Source organism: Paenibacillus sp. 2RAB27, assembly GCF_052115445.1.
Taxonomy (GTDB): domain Bacteria; phylum Bacillota; class Bacilli; order Paenibacillales; family NBRC-103111; genus Paenibacillus_E.
The window spans coordinates 15,467-32,383 of sequence record NZ_JBFRGR010000022.1 but is presented as its reverse complement, the minus strand read 5'-3'; the positions used below and the strand labels follow the sequence as shown (position 1 = coordinate 32,383).

The following is a 16,917-nucleotide window of genomic DNA, read 5'->3' as shown; positions in this document are numbered from 1 at the left end:
AACGAGAACAAACATTCTTATGTTGGATAGATATAGCAATCCTTCATATATGTACGAAAAAGTTCCATAGACTTCTATATCGGAATGTCGAATGGGAAAGTTTATAGGATAAAAGTTCGATTTATTTCGACAATGAGGGTGATAATGGATGAGTGAACTTGTCATGAGCTCTAAGAAATTTGAGCTTGTATCCGATTTTCTGCCGCAAGGGGACCAGCCTCAAGCGATTGAGGAGATCGTCCAGAGCATACAAGCCGGCAACAAGCATCAGACGCTGCTCGGTGCAACGGGAACAGGTAAAACGTTCACAGCTGCACAAGTAATAGCGAAACTAAACCGACCAACCTTGATTATTGCCCACAATAAAACCTTAGCCGCACAACTGTGCAGTGAATTCAAAGAGTTTTTTCCTCATAATGCTGTTTCCTACTTCGTTAGTTACTATGACTACTACCAGCCCGAAGCCTACATTGCCTCCTCCGACACTTACATCGAGAAAGATTCCAGCATCAATGAAGAAATCGATAAACTTCGTCACTCGGCGACAAGTTCCTTGTTCGAACGCCGTGACGTCATTGTTGTTGCCAGCGTGTCGTGTATTTACGGCTTGGGGTCACCAATAGAGTACGGTAATTTACTGTTATCGTTACGAGTAGGGATGGAGAAATCGCGGACTGAAATCCTGCATCGTCTAGTGGATATCCAGTATCAACGTAATGATATGAACTTTGTTCGCGGCACGTTCCGTGTGCGTGGAGATGTTGTGGAGATTTTCCCAGCTTCGCACAGTGAGCATGCAGTTCGTGTTGAGCTGTTTGGCGATGAGATTGAGCGGATTACGGAGATCAATGTTCTTACTGGTGAAATCATTGGTCAACGCGATCATATCGCGATTTTCCCGGCATCTCACTTTGTGACAGGCGAGGATACGATGAAGCGCGCGCTCGTGAACATTGGTCAAGAGCTCGAGGATCGTTTAGCTGAGTTGAGGGAGCAAGGCAAGCTGCTGGAAGCACAGCGATTGGAGCAGCGTACGCGCTATGACATGGAAATGATGGAAGAGATGGGCTTCTGCTCAGGCATCGAGAATTACTCGGGGCCACTAACATTCCGTGAGCGAGGGGCAACCCCGTATACGTTAATGGATTATTTCCCAGACGACATGCTATTCATGGTAGATGAATCCCACGTAACGTTGCCGCAAATTCGCGCGATGTTTAATGGGGATAAAGCACGGAAAGATGTATTAGTTGATCACGGCTTCAGGCTGCCTTCCGCATTGGATAACCGTCCGCTGCGTTTCGAGGAATTCGAAGAGAAAGTCAGTCAGATTTTATATATATCAGCAACGCCAGGCCCTTATGAGCTAGAACATTGCCCTACGATGATTCAACAAATTATTCGTCCAACAGGATTGTTGGATCCGATTATTGAGGTTCGACCAACCAAAGGTCAAATTGATGATCTGATCGCCGAGATCCAAGACCGAGTTCGTAAAGACGAGCGCGTACTTGTGACCACCTTAACGAAGAAGATGTCGGAGGATTTAACGGATTATTTTAAAGAAATTGGTATTAAAGTGCGTTATTTGCACTCGGATATTAAGACGTTTGAACGTATGCAGATTTTGCGGGACTTGCGCTTGGGGACTTTCCATGTGCTAATCGGGATCAACCTCCTCAGAGAGGGTCTCGATTTGCCAGAGGTTTCACTGGTCGCTATTCTAGATGCAGATAAGGAAGGTTTCCTGCGTTCGGAGCGTTCGTTGATTCAAACGATCGGTCGTGCAGCTCGGAACTCAGATGGTCGAGTCATCATGTACGGGGATAAGATCACCGATTCCATGGAGAAAGCGATCTCGGAGACGAATCGACGCCGCGCCCTACAGGAAGCAAACAATGAGCGATTGGGCATCACACCACAGACGATTGCCAAGAAAATCCGCGATGTGATCGAAGCAACCAAGGTTGCCGAACAGAAATCCGACTATCTGGCTGATGTGAAGGGTGCTAAGATGTCGAAGAAAGATCGAGCATCCCTCATTGAGCGCCTAGAAGTGGAAATGAAAGAGGCGGCGAAGAACCTACAGTTCGAACGTGCAGCACAGCTGCGTGACGCGATTATGGAAATGAAAGCTGACGCCTAAGTAGGGTTTCAGTTTCACATAGGAGAGGAAGGGTATCTGTGTCTAGAGATCAGATCGTTATTAAAGGAGCTAGAGCTCACAATCTTAAAAATATTGATGTCACCATTCCACGTGACAAGTTCGTCGTACTCACGGGCTTAAGTGGATCGGGGAAATCATCGCTGGCCTTTGATACGATTTATGCAGAAGGGCAGCGGCGTTATGTAGAGTCATTGTCTGCCTATGCGCGTCAATTTCTTGGGAATATGGATAAACCAGATGTCGATTCAATTGAAGGGTTGTCACCAGCTATATCCATTGACCAAAAGACGACAAGCCGTAATCCACGTTCCACGGTTGGAACCGTAACGGAGATTTACGACTATTTAAGGCTGTTGTTTGCTCGTATTGGGCGGCCGCACTGTCCTACCCATGGTATCGAGATTACTTCGCAAACCGTGGAACAAATGGTTGACCGGATTATGGAGTACCCAGAGCGCACGAAGATTCAAATTCTAGCACCCCTTATTTCTGGACGTAAAGGCGAGCATACGAAGCTATTCGTGGATGTTCAGAAGCAAGGATTTGTACGGGTTCGCGTAAACGGGGAAACGGTAGACCTTTCTGAGAAAATTGAGCTCGACAAAAATAAAAAACACACCATTGATGTGGTCGTTGACCGTATCGTGGTCAAAGATGATGTACAGACACGTCTAGCAGATTCCTTGGAAACTGCGCTTAAGTTGGCGAATGGTCGTGTCATTGTCGATGTTATGGAGAAAGAAGAGCTGTTATTCAGCCAGAACTTGGCCTGTCCAGAGTGTGGATTCAGTGTCGAGGAGCTTGCGCCGAGAATGTTTTCTTTTAATAGTCCTTTCGGTGCTTGTCCAGATTGTGATGGCTTAGGCAGTCAGATGATCGTCGATCCGGATCTGCTTGTTCCTGATATGAAGTTGACGATTGAAGAGGGGGCATTTGAAGCTTGGGCGGGCAGTACCTCTAACTACTATCCGCAGTTTCTTGCCGCTGTGTGTGAGCATTACAAGATCCCACGCAATGTTCCTGTTTCTGAGATAAGCAGCGATCAAATGAAAGTGATCTTGTATGGGACGGGTGGCGAGAAAATCCGTTTCCGATATGAGAATGATATGGGTGCATCCAAAGAAGCGCTGGTTCCATTCGAAGGCATCATTCGCAACTTGGAACGCAGGTTCAAAGATACCTTCTCTGAAGGCATCCGCGAGCATATTCAGACCTACATGAGTACGAAGCCTTGTCCGAAATGTAAAGGGCACCGTTTGAAGCCTGAAACACTTGCCGTAACGATTAACGGTAAGAATATCTCGCACGCAACTTCCCTTTCTATTGGAGAAGCGGAAGAATGGTTTAAGGGTCTGCAACTGAATGAGCGCGAGCTGACGATTTCGAATTTGATCTTGAAAGAAATTAGAGCTCGTCTAGGCTTCCTGGTGAACGTGGGTCTTGATTATTTGACGATGCATCGCGCCGCAGGCACATTATCAGGTGGAGAGGCGCAACGGATTCGCTTGGCTACGCAAATCGGTTCGAGCCTCATGGGCGTCTTGTACATCCTGGATGAGCCTAGTATCGGTTTGCATCAACGGGATAACACGCGATTGATTCAAACGCTTGAGCATATGCGCGATCTGGGCAACACATTGATCGTTGTCGAGCATGATGAAGACACGATGATGGCGGCCGATTATATCATTGATATTGGTCCAGGGGCTGGTATTCATGGTGGACAGGTTATTGCCCAAGGTACACCAACCGAGCTGATGCAGGATGAGAACTCCTTAACAGGTCAGTATTTGAGCGGCAAGCGGTTCATTCCGATTCCTGCGGTTCGACGTAAGCCGAATGGCAAATGGATCGAAGTGAAAGGCGCCAAAGAAAATAACTTGCGAAACGTGTCGGCTAAGGTTCCTTTAGGGGTATTTACTTGCGTGACTGGTGTATCCGGGTCAGGCAAGAGTACGTTAATCAACGAAATTTTGTTTAAGACATTATCCCGTGATTTGAATGGGGCGAAAGTCCGACCTGGTGAACATAAAGAAATTGTCGGATTAGAGCATATTGATAAAGTTATCGATATTGATCAGTCGCCAATTGGGCGCACACCGCGCTCCAACCCTGCAACGTACACAGGTGTATTCGATGATATCCGTGATGTTTATGCGAATACGAGCGAAGCGAAGGTGCGTGGATATAAGAAGGGACGCTTTAGCTTTAACGTGAAGGGCGGCCGTTGTGAAGCTTGTCGTGGGGATGGCATCATCAAGATCGAGATGCATTTCTTGCCGGACGTTTACGTGCCTTGCGAAATTTGTAAAGGCAAACGCTACAATCGCGAGACGATGGAAGTGAAGTACAAAGGCAAGAGCATTTCTGAAGTGTTAGAGATGACGATTGAGGACGGTTGCGAGTTCTTTAAGAACTTGCCGCGTATTCATCGTAAGCTGAATACCCTTCTTGATGTCGGCCTGGGCTATATGACCCTCGGCCAGCCAGCAACCACGCTGTCAGGCGGCGAAGCCCAGCGTGTGAAGCTCGCGGCGGAGCTGTATCGCCGCAGCACTGGCAAGACGATCTATATTCTGGATGAGCCCACGACGGGGCTTCACATCCATGATATCGATCGTCTCCTGAAGGTCCTTCACCGCCTCGTGGAGAGCGGTGAAACGGTACTGGTCATCGAGCATAACCTCGATGTCATCAAGACGGCGGACCACCTCATCGATCTAGGACCCGAAGGTGGTAACCGCGGGGGCTTGATCGTGGCGGCGGGTACGCCAGAGGATGTCGTGAAGGTGGCCGGGTCGTATACCGGCCAATATTTGAAGCCGATCCTTGAACGGGATCGCGTGCGTTCAGAAGACTATGCGAAGCGGATGGAGGTCCTAGAAGGATCCGTTAGCTAGAAGGCGAACATTTAAGCTTGGAATTGGGTGTTTCATTTGCCAATTCCGAGCTTTTTATTTGCGCAAGTGACGAAAATACCTAAAAGTTTGCGAAGACTTAATTGAATGATACAGGCTTCGACAATTTAACCCTCTATCAATAGTCATAGAAGTAGGCCTATAATAATAGTAAGTAACAGTGAACATCTCCCTCTCCCTTAACCATTGACTTGATGATTGAGAGATATAGCAGTTCTAATCTATTCCATGTAATGGAGGCAAATGATGAAACCGACGTTAGAGCTACAGGAAATTGTATCTGCATTAGGGATTGATCCATTCCGATTTCTAGCATGGCAAGAGAAAGAGCTATCTTACGCCGAATTGACCGAAATTCCGGAAGATGAAGATCACCGAGATGCGCTAGCCGTGTAAGCATAGTCTAAAGTTCCAATGAACAAGACCCGTACGGTTTCTACGTATGGGCTTTTGTTGTTCTTACGGAGAGTAATAAATAGTTGCACAGATGGACATTTTATACGTACAAGGGATAATAAAGAAATCTGCCTGCATGGGCTAGCCAAATAGGCCTAATCCCAAACAAAAGGTGACAAACTTGTTACACATCGATGCAACTACTTGCATCTCGTGTCCAATCGAGCTAACATAGTATTAAAATAGCAGGACGTGTGCCTTGCACCGAGTTACTATAAGGAGGTTTCACCATGTTATTAGCAGAAGCAGCTGAAGCATCAACTAGTACGTATACAAGCTTTGATATCTATGTTTTGATCTTCACAGTGGTGATTGCAATTGCCGTTATCCGTCAATTGATCAACCCAAGAAGAAATCTGTTCGCACTTGGATTTGGAACTGTATCTCTACTCGTATTTCTTTTCATGGATGTCATCATGATCAAAGGCTGGTAGTACATACAAGTAAACAAAAGCCCGCAGGACTCTAGATCGGAAGATCTCTAGCCTGTGGGCTTTTTGTGTACAATCTATTAAACTACACCCACCACATTTCACCAAGGGGTTCCTTGATGAGTACTTGTTGCAGGTTCGATACGGCTTTGGAGAATCCCTCGTCAACGGACATCAAGCCGTCTTCGTGTTCGATACTAACGACATAGTCATAGCCAACCAGACGCAATGCACTGATAATGTCTGCCCATACTTTCATATCGTGACCGAAACCAACGGAACGGAACTGCCAAGCACGATCCAGCATGTTTGTGTAGGACTGCATGTCCGTCACACCAAAACGGTTCGTGTTGTTATAGTCATGGGACGTATCTTTCGCATGGAAATGGTGAATCGCGTTAGCGCGTCCAAGGATTTGTACCGCTTGAACTGGATCAATCCCTTGCCACCACATGTGACTTGGATCCAAGTTAGCACCAATTGCCTCACCTGCAGCTTCGCGAAGGCGAAGAAGCGTAGCTGGCGTATGTACGGAGAATCCGCCATGCAGCTCTAATCCGATTTTGATATTACGATCTGCTGCGAATTTACCTGTTTCTGTCCAGTAAGGAATGACTTTGTTCGTCCACTGCCAGTCCAAGATCTCTTGGAAATCGTTCGGCCATGGCGCTACCGGCCAGTTCGGGTATTTGGCATCCTCATGGTCACCAGGGCAACCAGAGAACGTGTTAACAACAGGTACTTCAAGGCGCTCAGCCAATTCAATCGTTTGTATAATAGCATCGTGAAACTCTTTCGCGATGTGTTTTTGCGGGTGAAGAGGGTTACCGTGAGCGCTAAGTGCGCTAATCGTCAAGCCGCGGGACTCAACCGCTTGTTTGAAAGCTTTCAGTTTCCCTGCATCAGCAAGTAATTCAGCTGGGTTGCAGTGTGCAGTACCTGGGTAGCCCCCTGTACCAATCTCAACAGCGTCCAAGCCTTTCGCAGCAATATAATCCAAAGCTTCCTCGAAAGGTTTTCCACCGAAAAGAACCATAAAAACGCCTAACTTCATTCGATTACACCTCCATAATTGATAAAACAATCCCATCAAATTATACCACTATCATCCAGTAAAATGAAGCAAGCCTTTATAGATCCGAAGCACTGTATCGTAATTCGAACTATAGATGATCACGGAGAACGTCACGAGCGTCTGCGTCACCAAACAGCGGAAGTAGAAGTATGCTTTAGACACCTTTTTCTTATTCACGGTTGTAAGTTTGAAAATATTCTCAATTGCAATAATGATGCCATGGTACAGCCCGTAGAGGAAGTACAACCATGTAAAGCCATGCCATAAGCCCATTAGCACCATGATCAGGATGGATAGGCTAGCTGTGAGCGCCGTAGAGGGTGTTTTACGCGAGAAGAACATGAAGATGTGATCCCGGAAAAAATCGCCCAGCGTCGCATGCCAATTCCGCCAAAACTGGGTCATGGAAGGCGAGAAGAGTGGCTTTTTGAAGTTCTCTGGCATCGTATACCCCATTAATCGGCCAAAGCCAATCGCCATATCGGAATAGCCGGAGAAATCGAAGTAAATGAGCGCATAGAACCAAATCAGCAGGAACAAAGATTCCCAAGTATGAAGCTCATGCTTCAACACGCTATCGAATACCCCAGTCATCCAGGTGACGACCACGATTTTCTTAAACAAACCTAAAATAATACGCTTAATGCTGTCTTCAAACAGCTTGGCATCTACCGTGTAAGGCTTCTTGCTATCAGCCATGAAATCGCGGAATTTCAGAATAGGTCCGGAGGTAAAAGTCGGAATGAACAACAGATAGTTGGCGTAATCAATGGCCGGCACTTCGCCTTCTTTTCCAAAGAAATAAGCGAAATAGTACGAATCAATGACTTTAAGAACGTTGTAAATGAGTCCTAAATAAATGATGGCGTCGAACAATGGAGAGCTGAAAACACCCATAACGAAAAAACGAACACCGAGAAAGACACCCACGATATTCGCGGCGATTCCGAAAATAAAGGTCGCTTTCCGCCAGATCGTCGTCCGACACAGATAAACAAACCCGAAATAATTAATAATCGTAAAAGCCGCATAGAAAATCACCAGCTTCTTACTAAACAACAGGAGGAAGCACAGACTGAATATGATCATCAAAATGCGCTTATTATCCGCCCACTTGCGGGTGAGCATCAGAACGGCAATCATGCCACTCATCGCGACCATCGCGTTCATTTGCATATAAAACATAGCTAAAGAACTCCTCGCTTGCTAGATCTTAGAACTTCTCGTAGATGAACAATCCCTTGCCGGTAAAATAAATGAAAACCAAGTAAAGCATCACGAGGTAGATGAGGATTTCGACGGTTTTCCTAAGGAATTTAACCATGTGTCAACCTCCTTCGTAAATAACGGCGCGCCCTCTTCCCGGTTCAAGTGAACAAGGTCATGGAAATAACGCGGATCGTACGTGTGCATCAAATCGAGCGTGGGAACGTTCGCAGCCTTCAGCTGGGCGTTAACGGCATCCTTCAGTGAAGCGACATAGGGAGGATCGGCGTAGCCTTTGTTCCACGGCATCCAGATCACACGCAGCGCGAGCTTATGCTCGTCCGCATACTGGAGGACCCACTGCAAGGCATCCAGATTGTCTTGGAAATCCTTAAGTGTCATGGCGCCGAACCGTTTGTCGTAGTCGTCCMACTTGAGCTTCAACGCTGCGTCGTCCTTACGTCCTGGGTACAGCTCTTTATCAATCCAGCGCGGCTCGAAGGCAAGACTGCCTTTGCTTAAATTGCGAGCAAACTCGGTACCCGAATCACGGAAGTAATCGCGGTACGTATACACATAAGGCTGGTACCAAGGCTTGAACCACTGATAGGTCGGATCCGTTTCGAGAGGGTCGAGCATCGTATGCACGTCAATTCCGATGACAAGCTCGTCCTTCACCTGGTAGAGGTTGTTCTTCAGTATGCCCTTCAGATCCGTGAGCTTCCCGTAGGAAAGCCCCATCTCGACCAAATGGCTATCCGACTTCTCTTCGATATAAGCACCCGTAACGGCCGAATTACCGAAGAAAACCGGACCCGTATGGGACCAGCTATGGTGGAAGAGCGTTTTGGTGAAATCGTTTTTGTAAAAACGGCGTGAAGACGCCATCGGGTTCCACCAGGAGATCAGCAGGTCGGAGACGACGATGGCGAGCAAAAGGCCGAGTGCAAAGCTATTTTTTTTGAGAAAAGCAGCGGTTGCTTTCAATAGAATCACTCATTATCTTCGTAGTGGTGAAAATGAAAACCCAAGGCCTCGTTCGGATAAACGAGAACCCTGGGGGAATTAGATTACAAAGCCTTCTCTTGCCAAGCGTGGTACTGCTCACGGAACGTGGCAGGCCACTGCTGCTCATCGAGCCCATACTGTGCGAGGAACGCGAACGCCCAGCGTTCGATACCGAAGCCTACACAGCCTGTGACGGCGTTGCGTTTGCCCATTTTGATATTAAAAGCGTTGCCGAACGTGTTGCTATGGAAATTGACGGAGGAGCAAGCGATCGACTTCTTCACATGCGGAATGTTCAGACGAAGCTCGTACTTCATCTCCTGGTTGCGTTGGAAGGAGGCTTTCACTTGGAAATCGTTCGTGAAGAACGGATCGTTCGCGATCTCAAGAAGGCTGTCTACCTGCCATTCTACCGCCAATTCTTTCAAATACTCGATGGATTTCAAGCGATTCTCTTTCACAAACTCAGGCTTACCGACGAAAATGATTTCACGCATCGAGAAGTCGAGCAAACGACCGAAATCGGAGTGGTTCTTGGACTCGAAGCGGTGACATTTCGCAATTGCAGTGACAACAATGCCGTCGCCTTCCAGGGTTTCATTCTCAAGACCCTCGTAGCAGTGGTAACACGTAGAAGGGTTCATCATGAAGTTAGGTTTCACCATGTTGTTATCCAGCGCCAAAGGCTTCTCTTGGTCCCAACCGCCTGCTTCGCGAATCGTCTGGGAGAATGCTTCGATCACATCGAGATCCTCACGAAGATGCGTCACGAAATGAATGTGCTCAGGGAACGAAGTAAAGTGATTCGTTTTGTTCAACGTATGACTGTTGATAACCGCAGGATATTGTTCCTCTTGGACACCTTCGAAACGTCTAGCAATTTTGCTGACGAACGAGTAGTCAAGGAAACGCATCAAGCTGGAGAAAGGCTCACGGAAGATGAAGAGGCCAGGCTCTAGTACTTTAATCGCTTTACGCTCAGCGAGCTCAGCAATAATATCGCCTTCATAAGGCGTGTTGACTTTATTTTCGAATAAAATATTTTCTTTAAATCCGAAATCCCCGTGGGAGAAACGCTCAATCAAGCGCTTAACTCGTGCGGTAATGCCTTCATCGCCGTTTGGCGAGTTGTGCGTAATGATGATGTGTCCATCGATCAAAAGGATTTCTTGAATATGCTCATCGGCGAAAGCAGAGGCATATTTGACTTGACCGTGTTGGCTTTCAGCTAGGCCCGTAAGTGGAATTTTAACAGTATTCATGAGTCGCTTACCTCGCTGTCTTCTTGGAAATAAATTCGGCAATTTCATTCACCGTGTTCATTGGATAGAGCATAAGATCTTGATTCGTCACTTGCAGGTTGTACGTTTTCTCAATATGCGCGATGAGGGCAGTCGCCCCAACGGAATCAATAAAACCATAATCGAACAAATGAACATCAACATCGAAATCGTCATCGTCCTCGGCAATTTCGTAACGCTCGCGAATATGCTGCTCAAGCTCTTCTAATAAAGTAGACATGGGGAAAGCCTCCTGATTCAAAAATAGGTAGATGAAGAATGTTGATAGGGTTACTGCGCATTGGCGACAGGTCCGGCAAGAGTAAGTGTTGTTACATCCCCATATCGGGTCAGTGTGTACGTTTGGGAAGCAGCGTCATGCTGGACGGTAACATCAGGTGAAGACTCTAATTTGAGCTCAACTGGACTAAACAATTTCACTTGCTGCAGACCCGCTGATTCAAGCTTCAGCTGATAGGTGGTTCCTTCCTCTGTAAGGGTAAAAGGAACATTCGAACGGACAACATGGAACTGTTGTGACGTTGGGCCCACGCGTATCTCAGCCTTCTTTGCTAATCCGAGATATAACTTGTTCTCCATCGTCGTATAGATGTTGGAATTGCTTTGCAGGGAGTATAGGGCTAGCTTATCGCCTTTTTCAATGGTGACGCCTAAGGTATTCGCGTACTCTTCCGTTAAACCAGAAACGCCTGATGTTTCTGGTGACAGCGTAGCGTGGAAGTGAGGACTACCTCCGCTGAGACGATCTTTCAATCGATCCCACAGATAGGAGGCCCAGGATTGGCTGATCTTCACATCGCTTTGCATAGCGGTTAAGAACGATTTGGCCATCTGTGTTTCGGACATAAAATTATAATCATGCTTCGTGCGAAGCTTGTCAAAGTAATCAGCGAATTCCGTTAAGTTAGCGATTTTCTGAGGTTCAGGAAAATGGTATTCAATATGCTCGAAATAATCTATCGGCATATCCAACTTGACCATGGATTCGAAAATATCCGTGTTCGCATTGTCACCAGCTGGCCTAAGGACGGGTGTAGGTGCATGAATGAGCATCGTCGCATCAGTCTTTCCTTGCTCATCTTGAAGAAGGAAGGGAAACGACCAGATCGATTCTGGACGAGCGAGCACAGGAGACTCGGACGGTAAGAATCCGAAGTTGTACCACATGCCTTTTCCTTTCTCGGTAAGCAGGGTCTGATCGTGATCTTCATTGTTAATGCGCCAGGTGTGCTGGTTCGTTCCAGGATGTAACCATGGAATACCGAGCTTATCAAAAGCCTGTTGATGCAGGTTGAACTCTGTGGTCTCATCTTCAGCACTCTTAAAATTATGTACAAATGTATGCGGATTTAGTTGTAAATGCTGATCTTTCGCATACGCAATGAACTCGTTTAATTCCGCCTTATATGGAAAGTGCGGATCATCGATCGACACTGGAGAGCCGAATTCGATACCACCCACAATGAGATCATCATTGCCGTCGTGATTGAGGTCCAGCCATAGTGGCACGGAATAATGTCCAGCAACTAACGCGTGGTTACCGACTTGGTTCAAGGTTGTCCCTGCGAGGGGACCTATGTCTGCCCAAGCGCCACCAACTTCTTGCGTGAACACTTGGAGGTCCCCATCGCTGCTGCCGACCACGAGATCCGGTCGGCCGTCTTGATTCATGTCACGCACCGCTGGCGCGGCGTGCGTGGAGCGGTTCGGCAGCGTGATGATCACGCTGCCTTCCGGTTCAAGATCCAGGGCCGCTGCGCTGCGGCCCTGATACAGCCACACTCGTCCATCGGCTGCGCCTAGGACGAGGTCGAGCTTGCCGTCGCCGTTCACGTCGGCGACGGCTGGCGCTGCAGGCCCTCCGGGCAGCTGCAGCGCTTTCCCGCCCGCGAGCACAGCCGTGGGCTTGCCGAACCTGCCGCCTGCGAGTTGCGGCAGCTGCCACACCCCGCCGGACTCGCCTGCGACGACGAGGTCCGTGCGGCCATCCCCGTTCACGTCGGCGGCGTGAACGGCACTGTAAGGGCTGAGCTGGAGCGGTGCGCCGCTCTCCAGCAGTAACTTCGCCGGCGCGCCGAACGTGTCGGGCAGCGCCATGCCCTTCGGCGGCGGCTCGCTGACGTAAGCCGCCTCATCCTTGCCCAGATTCGTGTAGACGTACACGAATCCATCTGCGCTGCCGACGACGAGGTCCATGCGGCCGTCGCCGTTCAGATCCGCGGCAGCCGGGTACGCGCGGTACGGCAGTTCAATCGTGCTTGCGAGGTCACGATACGGCCCGTACGTGGCTTGCCGCAACGGAATGCCGGCAGCCATCACGTGCAGTCCGCTCGCGTAGCCGGAGCCGGGCAGCTCACCGACGAACGACGGCTTCGCGTTCGTTCCTGTGTTGAGCTGCACCGTCACGCTCTCGCGCCATTCACCCCAGTAGAAGGCGCTGCGCACGAGGGTAAACGAGGGAACCTCGTTATACTCCTTCAGCTTCTCCGCCCAGGCAATGCCGTCTTTTTGCCCAATGGCCGGCATCGCCTCAAAATGGTTCTGAAACGCCATCGCTGGCCTGCCATACGGCCCAAGACTCTTCTTAATACTGTACCCGAGCGTTTCCTTAGCGACATAGGCGAGCAGTTCACTGCGATACTGCATGTTCGCCGCCGCCCAAGCAAAATTAAAATAGGGCTCGATGGGCATCGCTCTTTTATTGAAGTAAGTCGTTCCCGGTGTTGCCTTGCTTGCTGCTTGGTACTTCTCTGCCAGTTGGGCAAAGCCTAATTTCGGATCGAATCCGCTCTTCATATCAAAGCCCGTAGGGAAGTACCGGTTCGGCAGGAAATTACTGCTGATGAGCACGGCGCCTTTGCCCACACGATTGTGTAAGACAAGGGAGACAGGCTGCTTGGATTCGAATGCTTTATACATGTTGATAACGGATTGTCCCGTAGATGGCTCGAAGCCGTATCCAAGATGAAATCCAGGCATATCATCCATGGCATTATGTTTGAGATAGCTTTGTGTAAACAATTGAAACGATTGCTGAATGCCCTGTAAATTAACAGACACCTGTGGATAGCCAAGCGTCAGCGAATCTACTGTCTGAGGGCTTAAAACTAAGTTGCCGATAGGCACTTTGTTCAAATCAATAATCGACTTAGCTCCCAGAAAGTCTACCGGGAACTGATTCGCGAACTCATTTTCTAACAGTAAATGTCCACCGTGCTTCACGAAGCTCATGAGCTTATCCGCTTGTTTGGACCATGTGGAAGCCTGCGCTAGCGCGGGATCCAGATATAGAGCGTCATAGGAGCGTAGCTGGCGGGCTGAGAGGGAAAGCACGCTTTTTCTATCAATTTGAACACCTGCTTGCAAGGTTTGCTCGAAATTACTATAAGCGGCTGTATCATAAGAATCCCCGCTCGTTGCGTATAGAAGCTTAGTTTCCTCGACTTTTGGCAAAAATAGAAGGGTTAGCACGATGACTAAGAGGCCAAGGCTTAACCCGAGAAGTAGTTGGGTTACACGAATTTTCGACAAATTCAAAAGGATCCCTCGATTGCTAGAAAGGTTGATAAAGGCCACTATCCTTGCCATTATAGCATTCATGGGTACGTTTGTTAACTTCTAAAGGCATGGAAGCGCATTGTATTGTCGGATATTGGCTTAAGGGGTAGTTATCCCCTGCCCTAGATTCCTACCTATCGTTTCTGTTACACTAAAGAGAAGAGTTTGAGGATTACCGAGGATTGATATTGAAAGGATTTGCTGCCATGCGTACGATACGCAGAGAAGATGTAGAATTATTGGCCCCTGCGGGGGATTGGGATTGTTTGCGAGCGGCTGTTGCCAATGGGGCAGATGCCGTGTTTTTTGGTGTGGAGAAATTCAATGCGAGAGCGAGAGCGCATAACTTTACGATGGCCGAGCTGCCGGATATTATGTCGTTCCTTCATCTATATGGTGTACAGGGCTTCCTAACGTTTAACATTCTCGTATTCGAGGAAGAGTTGAACGATGCCAAACAATTAATTGATGCGTGTGTCGATGCGGGCGTGGACGCGGTAATTGTTCAGGATTTGGGCTTGGTTAAAATGATTCGTGAAATCTCACCCGATTTCCCGATTCACGGTTCAACGCAGATGACGATTACATCGCCAGAAGCGGTTGAGTTTACAAAACCTTTCGATATCGAACGTGTCGTTCTCGGTCGTGAGAATAACCTGAAACAAATTAAACAAATCGGTGATCAAGCGAAGCTTCCGATGGAAGTGTTCGTGCATGGTGCCCTTTGTGTGTCCTATTCGGGACAATGCTTAACCTCCGAAATGTGGGGAGGACGTTCGGCTAACCGTGGTGAGTGTGCGCAGGCGTGCCGTTTACCGTATGACTTGATGGTCGATGGCGAGCAAAAGCCGATGGGTGACGTGACGTATTTGCTGTCGCCGAAAGATTTGGCGGCGATTGAAATCGTGCCGGAGCTGATCGAAGCGGGCGTTCGTTCTTTCAAAATTGAAGGGCGTCTCAAGACCCCTGAATATGTAGCCAATGTTGTGAGCAAATATCGCAAAGCCATTGATCGTTATTTCGATGGGCTGGACGCTCGTCCGTCCAAAGAGGAAGTGCGTGAGCTGCAGCAGAGCTTCTCACGCGGTTTTACAGTTGGGTTCCTGCAAGGAACCAACAACAAGCAGTTGGTTGACGGCACGTTTCCGAAGAGCCGTGGGGTTTTCGTGGGTCGCATCAAGCAGATTCTGCGCGATGCGGTGATCTGTGAGCTGGAAGCGCCGCTGAAGCGTGGTGATGGGCTAGTCTTCGACGCGGGAGACCCGACGAAGAAGGAGGAAGGCGGGCGCATCTACGATTTGCGCCGCAAGGGAGAGAAACTCGAAGGCGAAGCCGAGGGTGGATTAATCGAAATCGTTATGGGACGCAACGATGTAGAGCTAGGCCGTTTGCACGTTGGCGACCGCATCTGGAAGACGAACGATCCTGCGCTGGACAAACGTCTGCGTCAGACGTTCGAGACGGATAAGCCTTACCGTACATTCCCGGTAAGTGTGAAAGTAACTGGCGTCCTTGGCGAGACGCTGAAGAGCTGGTGGACGGATGTGAAAGGCGGTCACACCGTCTTCGTACAGTCCGAGCTTCCGCTGGTTCAAGCGGAAAAAAGACCCATGGACGAACAGCTCTTCACCGAGCAGTTCGGTCGTCTTGGCGGCACGATTTATGAGCTTGCCGAGCTGGATGTCCAGCTGGACGGCGCATTGATCGTGCCGATGCGTGAGCTGAACAGCATGCGCCGCATGGCTGTCGAGTTGATGGAAGACGAGCGGCAGAAGCCGCGCGCGTACATCAAGCGTGAAGTCGGCGTTTATGACGACGTGCCGGTTGCTGTGACCGAGCATCATGCGGCTGTTACCGCTGTGAATGCACCTGCTCTATCCCAAGCGGATCGTAGTAGCGCCCAGTTGACCGCACTTTGCCGTAGCTTGGATCAGGTGAAGGCTGTGCTGGCGACTACGGACGTCAACTTGATTTATGCTGATTTTGAATTTATTAAGCAGTTTCCTGCCGCTGTCGAAGCCGTTCATGCCGCGGGGCGCCGAATTGCCCTCGTGACACCGCGGATTCATATGCCAGGGGAAACGGGCTATTTTAACAATATACTCAAGCTTAAGCCAGATGCGGTTCTGATTCGTAATACTGGCGCAGCCTACTATTTCTTGAAGCATCGCTTTGAGAATCCCGATGCACCACAACCGCAGTTGATCGGTGACTTCTCCTTGAATGTTGCTAACCATAAGGCAGCGGATTTGTTCTTGGCTGCTGGGCTTTCAAAGGTAACACCTTCGTATGACTTGAATATTCAGCAGATGGTTGACTTGCTTCGCCGCGCGGAAACATCCAAGCTCGAAGTTGTTATTCATCAGCACATGCCGATGTTCCACACCGAACACTGTGTGTACTGTACGTTCCTAAGTGAAGGAACTGACTTCACGAACTGTGGTCGTCCATGCGAGGAGAAGCGCGTTTCTTTGCAGGATCGTGTGGGCATGTCTCATCCCGTGCGCGTAGATGAAGGCTGCCGGAATACCGTGTACAACGCGATAGATCAGTCTGGTGCAGAGTATTTGAACCATTTCATGGATCTAGGCATTCGCTCGTTCCGTGTGGAGTTCTTGGAAGAGACACCAGAGAAAGTAACCGAAATTCTTGACCTGTACCGCAAAGCGATTGATGGTCAAATTAGTGGCACACAAGTATGGCGTTCCCTGAAGGCGACGAACCAATTGGGTGTAACGAAGGGTACGTTGGTGAAATAAATAGCTACGAATATAGCACAATTTCTAGACCGTCTCCC

11 protein-coding genes are annotated in these 16,917 nt (G+C 48.7%); 5 read left to right on the top strand and 6 right to left on the bottom strand.

Annotation, left to right across the window (positions count from 1 at the left end):
• Nucleotides 1-148 precede the first annotated feature (148 nt).
• The 4 genes from uvrB to AB4114_RS24760 all read left to right on the top strand — a co-directional run bounded on the left by uvrB (nucleotide 149) and on the right by AB4114_RS24760 (nucleotide 5,975).
• Nucleotides 149-2,146, top strand: a complete 1,998-nt coding sequence (uvrB, locus tag AB4114_RS24775) for an excinuclease ABC subunit UvrB (RefSeq protein ID WP_441990847.1) — start codon at nucleotides 149-151, stop codon at nucleotides 2,144-2,146.
• Nucleotides 2,147-2,184: 38 nt separating this feature from the next.
• Entirely contained in the window at nucleotides 2,185-5,067 is a 2,883-nt protein-coding gene (gene uvrA, locus AB4114_RS24770; protein WP_441990846.1) for an excinuclease ABC subunit UvrA, read from the top strand.
• A gap of 261 nt (nucleotides 5,068-5,328) precedes the next feature.
• Nucleotides 5,329-5,481: a hypothetical protein gene (locus AB4114_RS24765; protein ID WP_441990845.1), complete on the top strand. Its 153-nt coding sequence runs from the start codon at nucleotides 5,329-5,331 to the stop codon at nucleotides 5,479-5,481.
• Between the two features lie 290 nt (nucleotides 5,482-5,771).
• Nucleotides 5,772-5,975 carry a hypothetical protein gene (locus AB4114_RS24760; RefSeq protein ID WP_056611440.1) on the top strand — a complete coding sequence of 68 codons (204 nt, stop codon included), beginning with the start codon at nucleotides 5,772-5,774 and terminating at the stop codon, nucleotides 5,973-5,975.
• Between the two features lie 82 nt (nucleotides 5,976-6,057).
• Here AB4114_RS24760 and AB4114_RS24755 read toward each other — a convergent pair whose 3' ends face one another.
• The 6 genes from AB4114_RS24755 to AB4114_RS24730 all read right to left on the bottom strand — a co-directional run bounded on the left by AB4114_RS24755 (nucleotide 6,058) and on the right by AB4114_RS24730 (nucleotide 14,099).
• On the bottom strand, nucleotides 6,058-7,026 hold the full coding sequence (locus tag AB4114_RS24755; protein ID WP_441990844.1) for a sugar phosphate isomerase/epimerase family protein: 969 nt from the start codon (nucleotides 7,024-7,026) through the stop codon (nucleotides 6,058-6,060).
• Between the two features lie 51 nt (nucleotides 7,027-7,077).
• Nucleotides 7,078-8,232, bottom strand: a complete 1,155-nt coding sequence (locus AB4114_RS24750) for an MBOAT family O-acyltransferase (protein WP_441990843.1) — start codon at nucleotides 8,230-8,232, stop codon at nucleotides 7,078-7,080.
• A gap of 90 nt (nucleotides 8,233-8,322) precedes the next feature.
• Nucleotides 8,323-9,141: a hypothetical protein gene (locus tag AB4114_RS24745; protein ID WP_441990842.1), complete on the bottom strand. Its 819-nt coding sequence runs from the start codon at nucleotides 9,139-9,141 to the stop codon at nucleotides 8,323-8,325.
• 182 nt (nucleotides 9,142-9,323) lie between these two features.
• Nucleotides 9,324-10,523 (bottom strand): hypothetical protein, encoded by a 1,200-nt coding sequence (locus tag AB4114_RS24740; RefSeq protein ID WP_441990841.1) that lies wholly within the window; start codon nucleotides 10,521-10,523, stop codon nucleotides 9,324-9,326.
• 7 nt (nucleotides 10,524-10,530) lie between these two features.
• Complete coding sequence (locus AB4114_RS24735; protein WP_065854648.1) at nucleotides 10,531-10,782, bottom strand: acyl carrier protein; 252 nt, start codon at nucleotides 10,780-10,782, stop codon at nucleotides 10,531-10,533.
• Between the two features lie 50 nt (nucleotides 10,783-10,832).
• Complete coding sequence (locus AB4114_RS24730; protein ID WP_441990840.1) at nucleotides 10,833-14,099, bottom strand: FG-GAP repeat domain-containing protein; 3,267 nt, start codon at nucleotides 14,097-14,099, stop codon at nucleotides 10,833-10,835.
• A gap of 227 nt (nucleotides 14,100-14,326) precedes the next feature.
• Here AB4114_RS24730 and AB4114_RS24725 point away from each other — a divergent pair, with 227 nt between their 5' ends.
• Nucleotides 14,327-16,879 (top strand): DUF3656 domain-containing U32 family peptidase, encoded by a 2,553-nt coding sequence (locus AB4114_RS24725; protein WP_441990839.1) that lies wholly within the window; start codon nucleotides 14,327-14,329, stop codon nucleotides 16,877-16,879.
• Nucleotides 16,880-16,917 lie beyond the last annotated feature (38 nt).